Below are 18,148 nucleotides of genomic sequence, written 5' to 3' on the forward strand. Positions count from 1 at the left end.
TGGGGGCAAGGTTATCTTATAGGTACGCAATTGGCGACCACCTTTTTCGTCAAGCGAAAGAAGCAAAAGGGAGCGTGACAGCCATTGAAGCCGAACCTCAGGAAGTTAATGCCCGGCCTTTTATTTGCCTTCTTTCTCAGCTTATCAGGCATAACGGGACCTCAACAGAGCTTTGCAGCACCGCTGGAACATCAGCCGCATAAAGCGGTTCAGGGGAATGACAACGAGCTTAGAGTCATCCCGGGAGGTCAGACGATTGGCGTGAAAGTGAAGTCAGCAGGGGTTCTGGTTGTGGGCCATCATCTGATTGAAGTATCGGAGCAGTCCAAGATTTCACCCGGCGAGAACAGCGGACTGATGCCTGGTGATCTGATGACCTCCATTAATGGGGTCAAGCTGGACGAGGTATCGAAGGTAGCAAAGCTTGTGGAACGTGCCGGCAAAAGCAATGATTCCTTAAGTATTGTGTACAAACGCAGCGGCAAAGAGCACAAAGCTCAGCTAAAACCCGCGTATGACCGCAATGACAAGGTATGGAGACTGGGGCTCTACATTCGCGATTCCGCGGCAGGTGTGGGTACCCTGACTTTCTATGCTCCAAAACAAGGCGTATACGGTGCTCTGGGGCATGTCATTACCGACATGAACACCGGCACGCCGATTGTTGTCGGCAGCGGCCATATCGTGCAGTCCAGTGTCACCTCCATTTCCAAAAGCCAGGATGGCGATCCTGGGGAGAAACGGGCTCATTTTCTGAAGGAAAGCCAGGTTCTCGGTAATGTGGAGAGCAATACGGATTTCGGAATTTTCGGCAAAATGACCCGCAATCCGGAGCACAGCCTGTACCAGGAACCGATACCCGTTGCAATGAGCGCTGAAGTGAAGGAAGGCCCGGCACAGATTCTTACAGTAGTCGATGGTCAGCAGGTGGAGCGTTTCAATGTGGAGATCATTCATGTGGCCCGCCAGCAGACTCCGGCGACCAAAGGCATGGTCCTGCGCATCACCGATTCCCGTCTGATTGATAAGACCGGCGGGATTGTTCAGGGGATGAGCGGCAGCCCGATTGTCCAGAATGGCCGGCTGATCGGTGCAGTTACCCACGTATTCGTCAATGATCCCAAGTCGGGTTACGGCTGCTTCATCGAATGGATGCTTCGTGACTCCGGTGTGGTGCAACAAGAGAATTTGCTTCCCTACAATCTTAAGGCGGTTTAGCCTTAAGATTTTTTTGTCGAAGGCCAGCGATAAACCTCGAATCGTGAAACAAAATATTTAATTATAAATCAACACCGAAAAAAAATAAAGAAAAATAATTTTCGACAGAAGGATATTCAATCTTCATGTCGAAAACTTAAGGGAGAGAAGATAATAAGGAGGAAGCAGCCAGTGCAGAATATTGAAGTGTTGTTGGCCGATGATAACAGGGAGTTCACTAACTTGCTTGCCGAGTACATTACCGAACAGGAAGATATGACCGTGACAGGCATTGCCTATAATGGTGAAGAAGTGCTTCAAATGCTGAGCGGAGCACGCAAAGTTCCCGATGTCCTTATTCTTGATATCATCATGCCGCATCTGGACGGCCTTGGCGTTCTGGAACGCCTGCGCGATATGGATCTGAACCCCCAGCCGAAGATCATCATGCTGACCGCTTTCGGCCAGGAGAACATCACCCAAAGAGCTGTTCAGCTAGGCGCATCTTATTATATTTTGAAGCCGTTCGATATGGAGGTTCTGGCGAACCGCGTGCGTCAGCTTGTGGGCGCCCAAGGCAGCATGAGCACTTCTGCCAGCATGTCCGGCTATTCAAGTTCCAGATCTTCCAGTAATGTGGTACCTTTGTCCAAAGGAAAAAATCTGGATGCCAATATTACATCGATCATTCATGAAATCGGCGTACCTGCGCATATTAAAGGTTATCAGTACCTGCGTGAAGCCATCACCATGGTCTACAACAATATCGAGATTCTGGGTGCCATAACCAAGACACTCTACCCTGCCATTGCCGAGAAATTCAAGACAACGCCTTCACGCGTGGAGCGTGCCATCCGCCATGCGATCGAAGTCGCCTGGACCCGCGGTAACATTGACAGCATCAGCCATCTGTTCGGCTATACCATTAATATCTCCAAATCCAAGCCAACTAACTCGGAATTTATTGCCATGGTAGCCGACAAGCTGCGGATTGAGCATAAGGTGTCTTGAAGGGGTAAGGATCAGGATACGTGAAAGGGTTAACGGGGAACCGATGAGTCAATCAGTTTCTGCAGAGAATATGTACAAAACACTCCTTCATGGGTATGCAAATCCCTTGAGGGAGTTTTTTTGGAGCAATGATATAAAATAAAATGATGGATATGGAAAATAAAGGTGTAATTATATAGTATTCTTAAATTAAAGGAGACTATTATGAAAACATTAAGATTATTCATGTGTATAACAGTTCTTTCAATGGTATTTGGTGTAACAAGTACATTTGCTTCAAGAGAACATCCGGGCATTTATATTAATAATGATAAATTAGATATTTATGCTAATGTATCATCTCTGGGCACGACACTGGTCCCTATGCGGCCGATCTTTGAGAAATATGGAATGAGCATTGAATGGGATAATGTTACGAAAACAGTAACTGCAACGAAAGAGGGGACGGTCATTAAATTAACACATAATTCTCATGATGGAGTTATTAATGGAGAAAAAGTTGCTTTAACTCAGGTTCCGACCTTAGAACCGAGCAACAATATATTTTACGTTAATCTGAGGTTTGTCTCTGAAGCATTAGGGGCAGCGGTTCAATGGAATAAAACAAACGATGATGCCTCAATCTACATTAGCTTTCCTGAATAATTGTTTAAATTAAAAAAAAGGTGATCCCCAACCCAACCGGTCCGGGATCACCTTTTGTCTGTTTTTTTAGTGGATCGACTGGTTAGACAAGCCGTTCAGGTAAGCATCTGCTTCTTCATAGGTCGGGTAGTGAACAGCGAATTTGCCGAACAAGCGCTTCATCTGCATTTTCCATACCGGGGAATCTGCAACGTAGACCCAGCCGCCGACACCTGCGGCAATTGCCAGGTCGCCCGTCGGAGCAAGCAAAGCTGCTACTTCCGGAGACAGTACAGTCGGGGAACCCGTTACATCCGTTACGCCGGTGAATCCCGGTTTCAGTTTCTTCAGAGCATTATCGAAATCAGCTATGTATGCAGGCACGTCACCTTCGGTGAGGCCATAGGCTCTAACAATCACCTGATTTTTTGCTACATTTACTTCCATGGTGTAAGACATGATAATTCCCCCAGTAGTGATTTTGATTTTACATTAGTCTTTATCGGATAATAATGCGGGGTATTTGAGAGAATAAGGAAATCAAAACAGATCAGTTCACAGTTATGGGAATTACCTCCATTTAGAGCGGATTTAGCCTTAGGTTTAGCTGCTCTGAGTGCTAATAATGGAGTTTTTATTGATTCTGCCTAAAGAATTTACACAAACAATTGTTATAATGAAACACAAATTGTTATCTTGTGTTATGATATAGGTAGAGGTGGCTCCTATGAACGATTTCGATAACTATCCCGATGAGCTGGGGAATTTCATCCGGCACTTCCGCAAAGCTCGAGGTTTGACCTTACGAGGGCTTGAAGAGAAGAGCGGCATCAGCTATTCACAGCTTAGCAAGATTGAACGGGGAGAGAGTATTCCGCTTAAAGATAACCTGGACAAGATCATTGAGGCGCTCGGGGGGGATCTTAAGAACCGGATGTATCATTTGGCGGACTACATGCCTGACATTGAATACATTAAGACTCTCAAGCAGGGCTACAAGCTGCCGCAGCATAATCAGTCCCAGGATTACATCTATGAAACGGCGTTTAACAAGCTGAAGGAGTTCCGGGCTAAGGAAGACAAAGAAACGTCATATGTTTCGTTTGATTCTGACGAAGTTATCGTTTATGAAACGGAATATGGGGCAGGAATGGTAATAGAGAAGATCGAGAAATATAACCTGACCGATGTCCTGAACGATAAATTCGAGGGAAGTCTGGACAGCCTCCGCAAACAGCCCCGCAAAGGGCGTCAGGCCTATTTGTTCGGAGAATGGCTGCGCGAATGCATCTATGAGCTGAAGGAAGAAGAGCAGGACCAGGTTATCCAGTCATTGAAGGAATTCACCCAGTTCAAAGTTCAGCAGATCAAGGGCGTGTATAAGTGAAGAAGGGCTTAGCTCAGCTTGTTGTCAAAAATGAATAATGTTGCCCTTTCTTGCAGCCATCTATTCATCTTGATCCATAAACAACTACAAATGGTTAGACAGAAAAGGGGATACGAATCATGAGAATCAATATGAAGTTTACCAGCAAAGGTAAAGCTGCAATCGAGAATTTCAATAACGATGAGCTGTTGGAGATCTTTGCAAGATACATCAAAACACTTACTAAGAAATACGATATTGAAGTGGATGTGCCTCTTGAAGTGAATCAGAATATCGTAGGCGACGGTACGATCATTGCCCTGGCGCAGAATGTGAAATGCGATGTGGATACGTTCTTCAAAGAGCTGGGCCGCGATATCAAGGTTCCGCTGAAGAAGAGACTCGGCGGCAAGCTGGAGAATGTCTTCAAAACAGAATTCATCGAGTAGATCCTTGCGTACCATCATAAAAAGCCATCCCCGCACGTATGTGGAGGATGGCTTTTTTGCGTCTGTGTATGCTGGTCAGGATAGCCTTTCAGCCCTCGCAGCTGAGGGTTACTCTACAGAAGCAGACAGCAGGCTGGAGATTACTTTGGCGGCTTCAGCGCGGGTGGCAGTAGCCTTAGGGGCGAAGCTGCCGTCTGTGCGTCCGGCGATAATCTTCTTATCGACAGCAACAGCTACAGCGGATGCTGCCCAAGCGCTGATGGAAGCCGAATCGTTGAAGCTGACTGCTGTGGAGGCAGTCAATATTTTACCGGCACGAAGATCCAGCCCCTGCTTCACCATAACCGCCATCTGTTCACGGGTGATGGAAGCATTAGGTGCGAAGGTGTCGGCGGTTACACCGCTTACCAGCTTGTTCTCATGAGCTGCTGCAACGGCACCTGCATACCAGGCGGATGCAGGTACATCTTTGAAGACTGGAGATACATTGACTTGCAGCTTCAAAGCTTTGGTCAGCAAGCTGGCGAATTCGGCGCGGGTTACCAGACCGTTCGGATCAAAAGTATCGGCTGTTTTGCCGGAAATGATCTTATCCGCAGTGAGGCTATTGATGTAACCAGCCGCCCAGTGTGACACGGGAACATCCTTGAATACTGCAACGGCGGGCTGTTCCGTAACCGGATCAGCAGCGGGCACAGATGGCGTTACGGCCTTGCTCACGTCCAGTGTGAAGACACCAAAGCCCTTCTCATCCACTTGACCTGTATATGCAATGTTGTCCGTTGTTTTGGCATAGGCCTCTGCTTTGGGAGATGAGGTGAAGGTGACCTTTACATTCCCGGAGATTGGTGCAATCGACCAGTTGTTATCGGCGGACGGATTAATGGTTTTGCTGGCCGTGATATAATCCATCAGGATCTGGCGGTTCTCATCCGGTGAGTCGATGATGTATTTGCTGCCTTTGACACCAGGGAAGTTACCACCGCCGCTTGCGCGGTAGTTATTGGTTGCCATGATGAAATCCTGATTCGGATCAATCGCTTTGCCATTATACTGCAGATTGATAATCCGGCTGGAGGAGGCGTCATTCACGGTACCATCCGGTTTGTACTTGGCTGGTTTGGTAACATCGACCTGATAAGTTACACCATCAATTACGTCGAAGTTATAGACGGCGAAGGAGGAATTAAGCAGCTCCTGTGCTTCTGTTGCGGACGGGTTAATCTGATTGAATTTGCCCGCAGACATTTCCAGCCATTCCTTGACCACAGACCCCTTCACGAGAATCGCCTTCAGCGTATTGTCGTACAGGTACAGGTCGCCTGCGCTCTTAATGGCCAGTGGTCCCTGAGCAATATCAGTATATTCTTCCGGGCCGTTACGTCCGGCTTTAAATGGAGCACCGACGGACAGAACCGGGATACCTGCATATTGCGGAAGATTAGCTTTAATGTAATTTTCTACATACTGCTTCTGTGCAGTGGTAACGATCTGTACGGATGGATCATCCTGAACCAGTCCGAAGTAGCTGTAGATCGGTGCGGTCGTTGTGCCAATTGGACTGTTCGCATAGGCAATTGTTGCTTCATGATCGGCCTGCACGGCATCCACAATGGCCTGATCCACGTCTACCGTAGATTTTTTGGCAACAGCATCATAGATTGCCTTGGTGGAGGATTGCGATGAAGCGACCTTCCACTTGCCATCTGTTTTTTCCAGAGTCAGATCGATGAGGCCCAGATTACTGCCGCCGTAGCCGGCCTGTACTGCAGGGACACCGTTGATGGTTCCTTTGGCATTGTCGACACCAGGCAATACTTTGCCGGATGCATCCTTGAAGAGGACATCCAGCGACTTCTCATCTGCAGCAGGGAATACTTTATGCGTATGAGAGAAGGTAATCGCATCAATACCGGCAACCTTACTCAGCGGGAAAATAGCATCCTCTGCCTTCACGTAAGCTTCGGCACTGCCGTTAAACCCGGAATGGGTCATGGCGATAATCAGATCTGCACCGGCTGCGCGCATCTGTGGAATGAATTTCTCAGCTGTAGCTACGATATCCTTGGTAATGACTTTGCCTTCCAGATTGCTCTTGTCCCATTCGGTAATCTGCGGAGTGACAAGGCCGAGTACACCAATCTTCAGCGTCTGCATATTGCCGGCTTCATCCTTATAGGATTTTGTAATGATCTGATAAGGGCTGTATTTGTTAACATCGTTGTCCGGATTGCTGTCTTTGTCATCTACATATACATTGGCGTTAATATAAGGGAAATTGGCGCCTTTGATCGCCTGATCCAGATAATCCAGACCATAGTTGAATTCATGATTGCCGAAGGTGGCTACATCGTACCCCATCAGGTTCATTGCTTTGTACACAGGATGAATCTCGGTGCCCTTTATCGGGTTCACCAGCGCTTTGTATGTGCCAAGAGGTGTCCCCTGGATCAGGTCTCCGTTGTCTACCAGCAGCGTATTGCCAATCTCTTGGCGGGCTGCCTTCACAAGATTAGCTGTGCGGGCCAGTCCGACGGTCAGCGACGTAGCACTCTTATAATAGTCATACGGGAGCAGGTTGGTGTGGATGTCTGTAGTCTCCATGATGCGCAGCTTCATTGTGGAGTCAGCCGGCGCAGCTGCCGCGAACATTCCACTGAATGGCAATACAGTCATAGAAATTACGAGTGAAGATAGAACAGTTTTGTGCAATAAGTGCTGGAAATTATGCCTCATGCAATCTTTCATCCCTTCTATTGTCAAGTTAGGTAACAAACACAAAGAATATTATATAGGAAAGATATTGAAATTGAAATTAAAAACTAAAATTTGATTATCTTAAAATGACAAAAAAGTATATTGCCCGGCAGGCCGGGTCAATATACCAATAAGCAGAATGGTTTTATAGGAGGGCTTGAAAATAGGGATTAGGCATCATAATGATCTGAGCCTAACAGATTTCGGCCAGAGAGGACATTTCTGATGATTTCGATAAAATCAGCTGAAGCTTTAGCTTCCAGCGCCAATTCATAGATGTTAATTAATTGTTCGTCAGACAATAGCTCAAGTGATGAGGGGCGCGGAGAAGGATGAAAATAATATTCCATTAGATTCCTCCATCTGTAGTTGAGAGTGCTAACAAATAAGTGAATTGTTTTAAAACATTACGAATCTATCAAAATGGTACCATTTGGAAGCTAATCCGTCTGCTGTCATTCGCCCTCTGAATTCATCTTTACAAAAGATGGGTAATATGGGATAATGATTGGCTTTGGTTTGGGATCTTCATATCTACCTTTCTGACGCAATATAAATAATCCCGGAACCTGTAAGGTTCCGGGATTATTATTCTGAATCACGAGCGCTAACTAGGACTCAGAGACGTTAGATTGGCGAGCAATCAAATACTTCTTGATCCGGGATTCATTGGACTCCGAAACATGAGCGAATTGTTCTCCTTGATTAAATAGAACGACCTTACGTTCTATATCATAGTTTTCTATATTGCTGAGACTGACTACATTACTACGGTCCAGACGTTCGAATCCGTTATCCTTGTATGCAGACAACAGATCGGAAAGGGTGGTGGGGAGAACGAATTCGCCTTCTTTCGTATGGACGAATATTGTATTCTTATAGTTAGAGAAATACAATATTTCTTCTTCCTGAATATCCCGGGAAGAGCCGTCGTTTAGTAGAACACGCATGTTGTCCCCATCCTTGTTCGATTACTTACGTAATTCTTGTGGAGCTTCTGGACTGTGGAATCCTAGCTTCATAACAGCTGCAAAAAAGCGGGCAGATACGTTAAGGGCAGAAGAAGCATGTTTTGCGACCTGTCTTTTCATGATTAGCACCTCCTTTTCCAAGGAATTATTGTAACTGACTGGACTAAAAATGCCAGTCCGATGACAGAGGATGCAATAAAAAAATTTAAACAAACCATTATAACTGAAATTAATTTTAGTGAAGGGTACCATTTCACTGGGATTTGGGTATTTTTATCTGGATTTGGTGCAAATAGAAGCACTAGAATTAAAGAAATAGCTGTAACGAACCAAAGGATGGTATCTGTAAGCTGAAATAAATAAGGAGTCATGGAGCAAATTAAGATCGTCACAATATTACATGCTGTTGCGGATTTTAGGTGAACTCCTCCTGAAAAAACACGAAGTAATGAAAGGCTTATATAGAATATCAGGGTTTCTTTGAGATTGTTCAATATTAATCCAATAGACAGTGAAACGATGAAGGTCAAGAGTGTATTCAAAATAATACTTAAAGCATATTGCATAACTTCAACTGATACTGTTTCTTCAGGGTTAGTTTTCTTTATGGCGAGTGAAATTTTAAGAGCCAAACTGTTCACAATCATCACCCCGATTTTTTTTGTCTGATTGATACAGGTATCCAAATAAAAGTAGAGCATAGATTAAAGGTATAATAAAGAAAAATCTGAATAGATGTTCTGCAAAAAATAGCATTAGCATTGCAAAAATAATCGAAGGAATTGTTAGAATAAACATAATTTTCTCGCGTTTTCCGATAGTGATTTTTTCATCAGGTTTATCCGGAATAAAGTCAAATCCTTTTCTTCTTTTACCCACGTAATTAGCAATGATAATAGTAGTTGTTGCGGTCAGGATTTGTAATATATAGATTCCTGTAGAAATCGTTGGATAGTTAAGTCCGTATATCCCTGTATAATCAATGATTAAATATAGAAGAGACTGTATTAACAAATAGGATTGGTAAGCAATCGCTGTCATTATAAATGCATAAAAAATATGAATGCGAAAAAGTAACCATAAAAAGCAAATGATAAGAGTGTATTGTACTAGAACATCTAGTTCTGCAAGTTGGTAATCGTAGCGGAGGACATAAGAAAAAAACGCCATAATAATACCCGCAAAGATAATCTCTTTAGAATAAAGATCAATCTTGAACAATTTGAATCCAAGATAGAACAATGCAGAGCTTTCTAATACGGATAGGATTATAAAGAGCACAAAATCCAGCATGCCTACACTCCCAAATACCAAAGTAGCTAATCTTGGTGATATTATACATAATAGGATAAAATGCAACAACAGGTTTTGACACTTTCCGGCAAATATTTCTTAAAAAATGTATTTTGAGAGGAGTTTTACCATGCAGAAGCGTCCAGAGCAGGGAGAATACACCGAATTCCAGTCCAGATATATTACTTTGGTGCCGCCAGAAGGAGATTTGAGGGTCATTCTAAGAGAGCAGACGCAGCAAGTATTGGCTCTGTTTGGAGGACTTACTGAGGAGCAAGGCGCATACCGGTATGCACCAGGGAAGTGGAGCATCAAAGAAATGATAGGGCATCTAACGGATAACGACCGGATTATGTCCTACCGTCTGCTTTGTTTTGCCAGAGGAGAGCAGGCGCCGCTGCCCGGCTATGAAGAGAATGATTACGCTGCTGCTGGCGGATTCGACCGCTTCTCGCTACAGGAGATGATCACGCATTACCGGATCGTCCGGGAGTCCACCCTGACGCTGCTGGATAGTCTGCCGGAGGATTCCTATACACGCAAGGGGAGCTTCGGGGGTATAGCCATGTCGGTTCGGGCGCAGGCCTGTCTGATTATCGGACATGAGCTGCATCATCTGCGGATTCTTCATGAACGTTACTTGAACTAAAATGCTGTAATTAGGCTGGAGAGGAGCGCTTATGAGCTTGCTAAAAGGCATCTGGCATTTCTTCATTCCGAGAGAACGCACATTAGTATATACCACTTTTGACCAGGGACAATATTTTAAGGTAAAAGGTCTTTTGACGGCGGCAGGAGTACGGCACCGCTCCAGGATTAACGGCGGAATGAAAGCGACCACCCAGCGTGCTAATTATGGAGGAAAGGCTACGGTTCAGCATGATCTGTATGTACGTAAGGAAGATGAGCACAGTGCACTGAAGGCTATTCATTAGAATAAAACACAAAAAACGCATTTTAGCCTTACAATGGCTGGAATGCGTTTTGGTGTTTTCTATCTATAAAGTGATTAAAGGAAATAACAAAAGGCTAAATAGGATTGGAAGGGGATTTAGGAACTGTAGGAGCGATAGCGATCGCCTTTGTCTCCGGATTTCAACCGTAGCAGCGGATTAAATAATAGAAATCAGGAGACAACAGCGGCCGGAAGTCCAAATATTCACTGTAATGACGACCATGCCTTCAGTAAAAACCTTTTAAGCCTTTTATACATTCTTTTTTACAATGGAGGATTCTTGTGGCATTTGCGGCAGACCGGGTAATAGGCTTCATTGCCGCCAATCTGAATCTGTTTGCCGCTGTATACAGGCTTGCCGTCTTCGACCCGCAGTGCCATGGTGGCTTTCCGGGCGCAGAACCAGCAGATGGTCTTCATCTCTTCGATCTTGTCGGCGTAGATCAGCATGTATTTGCTGCCTTCGAACAGATTGTTCTGGAAATCATTTTTGAGGCCGAAGGCCATGACCGGAATGCCGAGCTCATCGACAATGCGCACGAGCTGGAGAATGCAGTCCTTAGTCAGGAACTGGCACTCATCTATCAGCACACAGTGGGGTTTCGGCAGATTGCTGCTGACAATGCTGTAGATATCCGTATTCTCGTCGATAGGGATGGCCTGCTTGCGCAGTCCGATCCGGGAAGAGATGTAACCGACTTCGTCCCGGTCGTCAAGGGATGGAGTGAAGAGGAGTACCGACTTGCCCTGCTCCTCGTAATTATGTGCAACCTTGAGAATCTCAATGGATTTGCCGCTATTCATTGCCCCATACTTGAAAAATAACTGTGCCACGTCCATCTATCCTTTCGCTGTTCAGCTTGGTTAATAGTATCCGAAAAATGCGACCTTATTAGAGTATCATATTCGGGGCCGGGGTAGCCAGTGAAAAGATTGCTCCAGCGGGGATGTGATATAATGAACGCAATTATGTCTTCAGCAGGAGAATCTTGTGAACAGAAAGGAAGTTTATCAGGTGACAGAGAAATTGGAGCAATACAAGGAACGGCTGAACCTACTTCAGGAGAAGGGGGAACTAAGCCCTGAGTCGGAGGATTTACTGGTTCAAATGCTGGCAGAAATGACGGAGCTTCACCGGAGCAATAAGGCATTGCGCCGGGTCATCCTGAAATCGGGACAAGGCTCAGCGATGTCTACCCGTCTGCGGGATGCGCTCTACGAATAAATAAATGGGGTATAACCGATGAAGCTAACCTTCTCTTATCTTAAAAAATACCGTGTCGCAGCCATTGCCGCGCTGGTAATGATGCTGATCGAACTGGCAGTAGAGCTGTCGCAGCCTTTGCTGATCTCCAAAATCATTGATGAAGGCATCCGGGAAAAAGATACAGCGGTAGTCTGGCTGTGGGGCGGTGTGCTAGTGGGAAGCGCGGCAGTGGCGTTTCTTGCCGGAGTGCTCAGCTCCTTTTTTGCATCACATGCCAGCCAGGGGTTCGCATTTGACCTGCGGGACAAGCTGTATGAGAAGGTGCAATCCTTCTCTTATGAAATCTTCAGCCGGTTCCCTACTTCGTCGCTGATTACAAGGCTTACGGGTGATGTGTCTCAGCTGCAGGATACAATATTCATGGGTTTGCGGTTCATGACCCGTATCCCGCTGGTAGTGGTGGGCAGCGTAATTATGGCGCTCGTGGTGCATGTCAAGCTGGGGCTGCTGCTGACGGTGACGCTGCCGTTTTTGGTGATTTTCCTCCTATGGCTGATGCGGAGAGCCTCTGTTCTGTTCCGCAATGTGCAGAACCGGCTGGATGATGTCAATGGTGTCATTCAGGAGAATCTTACCGGTATCCGCCTGATTCGTGTATTTGTGCGCATGGGTCATGAGATTGGCCGGTTTGCCTCGTTCAGCGGGAAGCTGATGCAATCGACCGTCGCCGCGCTGCGGCTGACGGAGACCTCGACACCGTTCATTATGATCATCGTGAATGCTGGAATTCTGGCTGTGTTATGGTTTGGCCGGATTGAGATTTCTTCGGGAGATGCGACGCTCGGGCAGACCGTTGCAGTCATTAACTACTCCCTGCGCACCATGGGTGCACTGTCTGCGCTGTCTTGGATCATGGTAAGCTTCTCGCGCGCCAGAGCTTCTTCCGTGCGCATCGATGAAGTGATGTCAGCAAGTGAAGGTCCGGGGGAATTGGGAATGGCGCCCCTGAACGGGATGGGGCCAGCGCAAAAGGGTCCTCTGAATCAGAATAAGGTGCCAGCCATTAAGGGGAAGGTCGAGTTCCAGCAGGTCGGCTTCAGTTATCCCGGCAGTGAGATTAAAGTGCTGGAGGACATTTCCTTCACGGTGCAGCCTGGAGAACGTGTGGCGATTATGGGTGCAACGGGCTCAGGTAAATCCTCTCTGGTAACATTGATCCCCCGTCTGTATGAGTGTGGCAGCGGTGTCATCAGGATTGACGGGATGAAGCATACGGAAATTGGCATACAGGCACTGCGGGGATCGATTGGTTATGTACCGCAGGAGGTACTGCTGTTCACCGGCTCGATCCGAGAAAATATTGCCTGGGGTAACGGGCAGGCGGGTCAGGCGGACATTGAGCAGGCAGCCGCAGCGGCACAGATTCATGAGACTGTTACAGGACTGCCGGAGGGGTACGATACCCGGCTTGGGCAACGCGGAGTCAATCTGTCCGGTGGACAGAAGCAGCGTCTGACCATCGCGCGGGCACTGGTACGCAAACCGGCGATTCTGATTCTCGATGACAGCACCAGTGCGCTTGATGCGGTGACGGAGGGGTTTTTACTGGCGGAGCTGAAGACGATGTCCTGCACAACGTTCCTCATCACCCAGAAGATCAGTTCCACTGTGTCGGCCGATCTGATTCTGCTGTTGGACGAAGGACGGCTGATTGCCCAGGGGACGCATACAGAACTGATGGATGCGTCCCCGCTGTACCGCAAAATCTATCAGTCACAGACAGGGGAGGCGCAGCATGTTCAAAGCACTCATTGAGCCGTTCCGCCATCCGAAGCTGGAGGTCGGACTGGGAGAAGGGAAGGTCTTCGGGGCAATGGGCGCCCGGAAACCGAAGGCCAAAGCCAAGAACTGGTCCGGTACGCTTGGACGGATATGGAGTTACCTTGCGGAGCGCAGGGCTAAGCTGTTATTGGTACTGTTTATGGTCCTGCTCAGCTCAGGACTGTCCCTGCTTGGACCTTACCTGATCAGCCGGGCGGTGGACCATTATCTTGAAGGGGACGGGGGCAGAACCTGGGTGATTTTTCTGGTCACACTGGCGCTTGTCTATCTGCTTAATTCTCTGATCTCCTGGCTGCAGAATATCTGGATGATCGAGATTGCCCAGGAGACCGTATACCGGATGCGTACGGATCTGTTCTCTCATCTGCACCGTCTGCCGATCTCCTTCTTCAACCGCAGGCAGCAGGGGGAGATTATGAGCCGGCTAACCAATGATATTGAGAATATCAGCTCGACGCTGAACAGCTCGGCGATTCAGATTTTCTCCAGTATCCTGACGCTGGTGGGTACGGTGGGGGTAATGCTGTGGCTCAGTCCCTTGCTGACGCTGCTGACCTTCATCGTTGTGCCGCTGATGATGCTGGGTATGCGCTGGATTACCCGGCGGACCGGCCCGCTGTTCAAGGAACGGCAGCGCAATATGGGGGAATTGAACGGTTTTATAGAAGAAACGTTGTCCGGGCAGCGGATTATCAAAGCGTTCTCGCAGGAGGAGCGGGTCATTACCGGCTTCAGGGAGCGCAATACACGGATTATGCTGTCAGGGTACTGGGCGCAGGCGATATCCGGTTTCATTCCCAAGCTAATGAATGGTCTGAACAACCTAAGCTTTGCAATCGTTGCCGGAGTCGGGGGGCTGCTCGCCATCCGCGGACTCGTAACAGTAGGGATAATTATTGCTTTTGCCGAATATGCACGTCAATTCACCCGCCCGCTGAATGATCTGGCGAACCAGTGGAACACGCTTCTGTCGGCAATTGCCGGAGCGGAGCGGGTATTCGAAGTACTTGATGAAGAAACCGAAGCCAGGGATGAGGGGGCAGCGGTAAAGCTGCAGCATGTGGAGGGCGCGGTGAAGTTCTCGGGCGTATCCTTCTCCTATGATGGAGGCGCAGATACACTGCAGGATATTTCTTTTGAAGCTAAGCCCGGAGAGATGATTGCGCTTGTTGGACCTACAGGAGCCGGCAAAACCACCCTAATCGGCCTGCTGTCCCGCTTCTACGATCCGAGTATAGGAAGTATTACGCTGGACGGAAGAGAGCTCTCCACGATTACCCGGGAAAGTCTGCGCAGCCACATGGCCTTCGTATTGCAGGATTCCTTCCTGTTCAAAGGAACGATCCGCGACAATATCCGTTACGGCAGACTGGATGCATCCGATGAAGAGGTGGAGGAAGCCGCGAAGCTTGCCAATGCCCATGCCTTCATTATGAGGCTGCAAGGGGGCTATGACCGGATGCTGTCCGTAGACGGCAGCGGCATCAGTCAGGGGCAGAAGCAGCTGCTAGCTATTGCCCGGGCAATTCTCGCGAATCCGTCTATGCTGGTGCTGGATGAAGCTACGAGCAGTATTGATACAGTGACCGAGATTAAGATTCAGGAAGGCCTTCAGGCGCTGATGAAAGGGCGGACGAGCTTTGTGATTGCCCACAGGCTGGGCACGATCCGGGCTGCTGACCGCATACTGGTGCTCCAAGGCGGACGGCTGATTCAGCAGGGTTCCCATGAGGAGCTATTGCGGCGGGGCGGTCTCTATAGCGAACTGGTACAGGGGAGCAAGGGGGCTGCTGCGCAGTAAGTTGCTGCCGGCAAGGATGGGATAGGGAAGATGCTTTGCTGAAATGGGCGGTGCAGGATGGACTTCCGGGCTGCTGCTGTTGCTGTGGCCGCACGAATGTCCCGACTATATCCGCTTTCCGGGGACAGAGATCGGGCAACTTTAATGAAATCCTGCACAAAATACAACATTTCCCTCTTCCTACCGGCCTAAAACCAAAATTGTTGTAGAAAATGCAGGATTTCACCTTATTTAAGCGGCTTAGCCGGATTATTGTTGTATTTCATACAACAATCTATCTGAACACCTGGCTATCTAGGTATCAAAGTTGCAAAACGTACAACATTTTTGTCTGCAGCGGCCTAATAGACAGTGCTTCCGAGGTCCGAAACGAATCAAGTATAAGAGGTTGTCGTATTCCGGGTGCGGATCGGGATTTTCTCCGGCTCAAGTTACATTGCAGTTGGTTTCAGAACATTCGAACGACAAAAGGGGATGCCTCTGCAGCCATTTCAATCCTGGCTTGGGACATCCCCTGCTTATTAGTGTTATTGATTATTATTAGGGTGTGGCATTGGTGGACGGGGGCTGCTGCGCTTTCTGTTTCTCTCTGAACCGTGGTCCTACGTAGTTCTTCTTGCGGTCCCGGGTCAGAATCCAGCCGCCGAGGAAGCTCATCCCGGCCAGGAATAGCAGTAATCCTCCGCCAAAATGCAGCCAGGCGAAATCCGGAGTGACGGACTCGTCGCCATGCATGGAGATAAAGTTGAAAATATCATCTTTCATCATCAGGAAACCCTTCATGGCCAGAAGGCCGGGGATCACCAGGATAAGGATGGCAATGAAGCGTGAAATGAGCAGTTTCATAATCGTCCCTCCTCTTCGCAGCCGTTTGAATTCACCCCTATGATAACGCTTCAATTGGCAAAAGTCCATGGATACATGACGTTTATAAGTTTTGTAATAGAATCAAAAGAGAGTACAATATAATAGGTTAAACTGAACTTTAGAGGAATGACTGGAGGATACATATCATGACAATTACCTGTGACGTGGCGATACTTGGTGGAGGTACCGGTGGTTATGTGGCGGCGATCCGCGCCGCGCAGCTCGGCAAATCCGTCGTCGTTATCGAAATGGACAAGCTGGGCGGAACCTGCCTGCACCGCGGCTGCATTCCCAGCAAATCACTGCTGCGCAGTGCCGAGGTATTTGCTGAAATCAAGGAGAGCGAAAGCTACGGTATAGAGACAACTGGCGTTGAGCTGGTGTTTCCCAAAGTGCAGCTGCGCAAGGAAGCGGTAGTGGAGCAGCTCCATCAGGGTGTGCAGTATTTGATGCGCAAGAATAAAATTCAGATTCTCAAAGGCAAAGGCCGGATCATCGGCCCGTCTATCTTCTCTCCGCGAAGCGGTGCAGTTGCCGTGGAGCTGGAGGATGGCGAGATGGAGACTGTAGTCTCCACCAATCTCATCATTGCTACCGGATCACGTCCGCGTGTACTGTCTGGCCTGAAGCCTGACGGCAAGGTGATTCTAAGCAGTGAAGAAGCGCTGACGCTCGAAGAGCTTCCGGCTTCGATTATTATTGCGGGCGGCGGGGTTATCGGCGTGGAATGGGCTTCGATGCTGGCCGATTTCGGTGTGCAGGTAACTATAGTTGAGGCTGCAAGCCAGCTGCTGCCGCAGGAAGACGAAGAAGTGGCCCGAGAACTGCTGCGTCTGCTCAAGAAACGCGGAGTCAAAGTGTTGACCGGTACTACCGTGGATGCAGAGACCTGTAGTATATCGGAATCAGGAATTACAATTGAAGCCCGCAAGGGTGAGCAGAGCCAGAGCCTGTCGGCCGAGAAGCTGCTGGTATCCGTAGGGCGCGTAGCGAATATCGAGAATATCGGCCTGGAAAATACAGATATCCGCTTCGACAAAGGTGTCATCGGAGTGAATGCCAGCATGCAGACGGGGGAGCCGCATATCTACGCTATTGGCGACTGCATCGGCGGACTGCAGCTGGCACATGCGGCCAGCCATGAAGGCATCCGTGCCGTGAATCACCTGGCGGGCGAAACGCTCCATCCGTATGAAGCCCATCTTGTTCCCCGCTGTGTCTATACGCGGCCGGAAGTAGCAAGTGTCGGTTATACCGAGAAGGAAGCGAAGGCGCTGGGACATGAGACTGTAACCGGCAAATTCCCGTTCTCGGCTATCGGCAAAGCGATTGTCTACGGCATGAAGGACGGCTTCGTAAAAGTGGTCGCCGACTCGAAGAGCAGGGATATCCTCGGCGTGCAGATGATTGGCCCGCATGTGACGGACCTGATCGGTGAAGCAGCATTGGCACAGATTCTGGATGCAACACCCTGGGAGGTTGGCGAGGCGGTCCATGCCCATCCGACACTTTCGGAGATCATCGGGGAAGCGATGCTGGCGGTGGATGGAAGAGCAATTGGATTCTAGGATAAGATGAAAGGGCTAAAGTGAATGCCGGACGGAGCTGAGGGCGCTTGATACGCCTAAACAGCTCCATAGCGGCATTTCTTGGCTTTTCTTTTTGTATGGAAAGGGATTATAATGAACTTAGAATGAAATTAGTACCTGGTTTTAAGATCAGGGCATATACTTTGTTGAGTCATGCTTAACAAAGTTAGCGAACGCTTCCGGAGCCGGGTTGTACGACCTGAATTCTGGAAGCTATGC

General features: G+C 48.2%; 19 protein-coding genes. 11 read left to right on the top strand and 8 right to left on the bottom strand.

What is annotated here, in order from left to right; all coding sequences use genetic code 11:
* Positions 1-108 precede the first annotated feature (108 nt).
* The 3 genes from spoIVB to NSU14_RS08580 all read left to right on the top strand — a co-directional run bounded on the left by spoIVB (position 109) and on the right by NSU14_RS08580 (position 2,853).
* Entirely contained in the window at positions 109-1,218 is a 1,110-nt protein-coding gene (spoIVB, locus tag NSU14_RS08570; RefSeq protein WP_256703938.1) for a SpoIVB peptidase, read from the top strand.
* A gap of 171 nt (positions 1,219-1,389) precedes the next feature.
* Positions 1,390-2,208: a sporulation transcription factor Spo0A gene (spo0A, locus tag NSU14_RS08575; protein ID WP_042138725.1), complete on the top strand. Its 819-nt coding sequence runs from the start codon at positions 1,390-1,392 to the stop codon at positions 2,206-2,208.
* Between the two features lie 204 nt (positions 2,209-2,412).
* Positions 2,413-2,853: a copper amine oxidase N-terminal domain-containing protein gene (locus tag NSU14_RS08580; protein WP_076245583.1), complete on the top strand. Its 441-nt coding sequence runs from the start codon at positions 2,413-2,415 to the stop codon at positions 2,851-2,853.
* 66 nt (positions 2,854-2,919) lie between these two features.
* On the opposite strand, the gene NSU14_RS08585 is transcribed toward NSU14_RS08580, so the two are convergent.
* Positions 2,920-3,291, bottom strand: coding sequence for a hypothetical protein (locus NSU14_RS08585; RefSeq protein ID WP_340944179.1), 372 nt, complete (start codon positions 3,289-3,291; stop codon positions 2,920-2,922).
* 268 nt (positions 3,292-3,559) lie between these two features.
* Between NSU14_RS08585 and NSU14_RS08590 the strand changes: the two genes are divergently transcribed.
* Positions 3,560-4,219, top strand: a complete 660-nt coding sequence (locus tag NSU14_RS08590) for a helix-turn-helix domain-containing protein (protein WP_039300411.1) — start codon at positions 3,560-3,562, stop codon at positions 4,217-4,219.
* Positions 4,220-4,338: 119 nt separating this feature from the next.
* Entirely contained in the window at positions 4,339-4,647 is a 309-nt protein-coding gene (locus NSU14_RS08595; RefSeq protein ID WP_039300408.1) for a hypothetical protein, read from the top strand.
* Positions 4,648-4,755: 108 nt separating this feature from the next.
* On the opposite strand, the gene NSU14_RS08600 is transcribed toward NSU14_RS08595, so the two are convergent.
* The 5 genes from NSU14_RS08600 to NSU14_RS08625 all read right to left on the bottom strand — a co-directional run bounded on the left by NSU14_RS08600 (position 4,756) and on the right by NSU14_RS08625 (position 9,668).
* A complete protein-coding gene (locus tag NSU14_RS08600; RefSeq protein ID WP_340944182.1) occupies positions 4,756-7,323 on the bottom strand; it encodes a bifunctional 2',3'-cyclic-nucleotide 2'-phosphodiesterase/3'-nucleotidase in 2,568 nt (855 codons plus the stop codon).
* 251 nt (positions 7,324-7,574) lie between these two features.
* Complete coding sequence (gene sda / locus NSU14_RS08605; RefSeq protein ID WP_039300400.1) at positions 7,575-7,754, bottom strand: sporulation histidine kinase inhibitor Sda; 180 nt, start codon at positions 7,752-7,754, stop codon at positions 7,575-7,577.
* A gap of 261 nt (positions 7,755-8,015) precedes the next feature.
* Positions 8,016-8,354, bottom strand: a complete 339-nt coding sequence (locus NSU14_RS08610) for a LytTR family DNA-binding domain-containing protein (protein WP_340944184.1) — start codon at positions 8,352-8,354, stop codon at positions 8,016-8,018.
* Positions 8,355-8,497: 143 nt separating this feature from the next.
* A complete protein-coding gene (locus NSU14_RS08620) occupies positions 8,498-9,016 on the bottom strand; it encodes an accessory gene regulator ArgB-like protein (protein ID WP_197074261.1) in 519 nt (172 codons plus the stop codon).
* Positions 8,997-9,668 (bottom strand): hypothetical protein, encoded by a 672-nt coding sequence (locus tag NSU14_RS08625; protein WP_340944186.1) that lies wholly within the window; start codon positions 9,666-9,668, stop codon positions 8,997-8,999. Before NSU14_RS08625 ends, NSU14_RS08620 begins: the two co-directional genes overlap by 20 nt.
* A gap of 130 nt (positions 9,669-9,798) precedes the next feature.
* On the opposite strand from NSU14_RS08625, the gene NSU14_RS08630 reads away from it, so the two are divergent.
* Positions 9,799-10,317, top strand: a complete 519-nt coding sequence (locus NSU14_RS08630) for a DinB family protein (protein ID WP_042138713.1) — start codon at positions 9,799-9,801, stop codon at positions 10,315-10,317.
* A gap of 31 nt (positions 10,318-10,348) precedes the next feature.
* Positions 10,349-10,603: a hypothetical protein gene (locus tag NSU14_RS08635; RefSeq protein ID WP_039300390.1), complete on the top strand. Its 255-nt coding sequence runs from the start codon at positions 10,349-10,351 to the stop codon at positions 10,601-10,603.
* 284 nt (positions 10,604-10,887) lie between these two features.
* Here the strand turns inward: NSU14_RS08635 and NSU14_RS08640 are convergent, their stop codons facing one another.
* On the bottom strand, positions 10,888-11,457 hold the full coding sequence (locus tag NSU14_RS08640) for a thymidine kinase (protein WP_042138712.1): 570 nt from the start codon (positions 11,455-11,457) through the stop codon (positions 10,888-10,890).
* Between the two features lie 181 nt (positions 11,458-11,638).
* Here NSU14_RS08640 and NSU14_RS08645 point away from each other — a divergent pair, with 181 nt between their 5' ends.
* From NSU14_RS08645 to NSU14_RS08655, 3 genes are read left to right on the top strand one after another with little or no spacing between them, the layout of a single operon-like run.
* A complete protein-coding gene (locus tag NSU14_RS08645) occupies positions 11,639-11,848 on the top strand; it encodes a hypothetical protein (RefSeq protein WP_144026123.1) in 210 nt (69 codons plus the stop codon).
* A gap of 18 nt (positions 11,849-11,866) precedes the next feature.
* The gene (locus NSU14_RS08650) at positions 11,867-13,645 is read left to right on the top strand and encodes an ABC transporter ATP-binding protein (protein ID WP_340944194.1); all 1,779 of its coding nucleotides are present in this window, start codon (positions 11,867-11,869) and stop codon (positions 13,643-13,645) included.
* Positions 13,626-15,473 (top strand): ABC transporter ATP-binding protein, encoded by a 1,848-nt coding sequence (locus tag NSU14_RS08655; RefSeq protein ID WP_340944196.1) that lies wholly within the window; start codon positions 13,626-13,628, stop codon positions 15,471-15,473. The genes NSU14_RS08650 and NSU14_RS08655 overlap by 20 nt, the downstream gene beginning before the upstream one ends.
* Positions 15,474-16,013: 540 nt before the next feature.
* Here NSU14_RS08655 and NSU14_RS08660 read toward each other — a convergent pair.
* Entirely contained in the window at positions 16,014-16,319 is a 306-nt protein-coding gene (locus NSU14_RS08660) for a DUF2627 domain-containing protein (protein ID WP_042138708.1), read from the bottom strand.
* A 167-nt stretch (positions 16,320-16,486) separates the two neighbouring features.
* Between NSU14_RS08660 and lpdA the strand changes: the two genes are divergently transcribed.
* Positions 16,487-17,908, top strand: a complete 1,422-nt coding sequence (gene lpdA, locus NSU14_RS08665; protein WP_340944198.1) for a dihydrolipoyl dehydrogenase — start codon at positions 16,487-16,489, stop codon at positions 17,906-17,908.
* Positions 17,909-18,148: the final 240 nt, after the last annotated feature.

This window comes from Paenibacillus sp. FSL R10-2771, from assembly GCF_038000205.1.
GTDB lineage: Bacteria > Bacillota > Bacilli > Paenibacillales > Paenibacillaceae > Paenibacillus_AQ > Paenibacillus_AQ phytohabitans.

What these genes read in the sequence shown, in the direction of transcription:
- NSU14_RS08580 (WP_076245583.1), top strand. Translation starts at nt 2,413, where the DNA reads ATGAAAACATTAAGATTATTCATGTGTATAACAGTTCTTTCAATGGTA.
- NSU14_RS08635 (WP_039300390.1), top strand. Translation starts at nt 10,349, where the DNA reads ATGAGCTTGCTAAAAGGCATCTGGCATTTCTTCATTCCGAGAGAACGC.
- NSU14_RS08600 (WP_340944182.1), bottom strand. Translation starts at nt 7,323, where the DNA reads ATGACTGTATTGCCATTCAGTGGAATGTTCGCGGCAGCTGCGCCGGCT.
- NSU14_RS08595 (WP_039300408.1), top strand. Translation starts at nt 4,339, where the DNA reads ATGAGAATCAATATGAAGTTTACCAGCAAAGGTAAAGCTGCAATCGAG.
- NSU14_RS08630 (WP_042138713.1), top strand. Translation starts at nt 9,799, where the DNA reads ATGCAGAAGCGTCCAGAGCAGGGAGAATACACCGAATTCCAGTCCAGA.
- NSU14_RS08590 (WP_039300411.1), top strand. Translation starts at nt 3,560, where the DNA reads ATGAACGATTTCGATAACTATCCCGATGAGCTGGGGAATTTCATCCGG.
- sda (WP_039300400.1), bottom strand. Translation starts at nt 7,754, where the DNA reads ATGGAATATTATTTTCATCCTTCTCCGCGCCCCTCATCACTTGAGCTA.
- NSU14_RS08625 (WP_340944186.1), bottom strand. Translation starts at nt 9,668, where the DNA reads ATGCTGGATTTTGTGCTCTTTATAATCCTATCCGTATTAGAAAGCTCT.
- spoIVB (WP_256703938.1), top strand. Translation starts at nt 109, where the DNA reads ATGCCCGGCCTTTTATTTGCCTTCTTTCTCAGCTTATCAGGCATAACG.
- lpdA (WP_340944198.1), top strand. Translation starts at nt 16,487, where the DNA reads ATGACAATTACCTGTGACGTGGCGATACTTGGTGGAGGTACCGGTGGT.
- NSU14_RS08660 (WP_042138708.1), bottom strand. Translation starts at nt 16,319, where the DNA reads ATGAAACTGCTCATTTCACGCTTCATTGCCATCCTTATCCTGGTGATC.
- NSU14_RS08655 (WP_340944196.1), top strand. Translation starts at nt 13,626, where the DNA reads ATGTTCAAAGCACTCATTGAGCCGTTCCGCCATCCGAAGCTGGAGGTC.
- NSU14_RS08610 (WP_340944184.1), bottom strand. Translation starts at nt 8,354, where the DNA reads ATGCGTGTTCTACTAAACGACGGCTCTTCCCGGGATATTCAGGAAGAA.
- NSU14_RS08585 (WP_340944179.1), bottom strand. Translation starts at nt 3,291, where the DNA reads ATGTCTTACACCATGGAAGTAAATGTAGCAAAAAATCAGGTGATTGTT.
- NSU14_RS08650 (WP_340944194.1), top strand. Translation starts at nt 11,867, where the DNA reads ATGAAGCTAACCTTCTCTTATCTTAAAAAATACCGTGTCGCAGCCATT.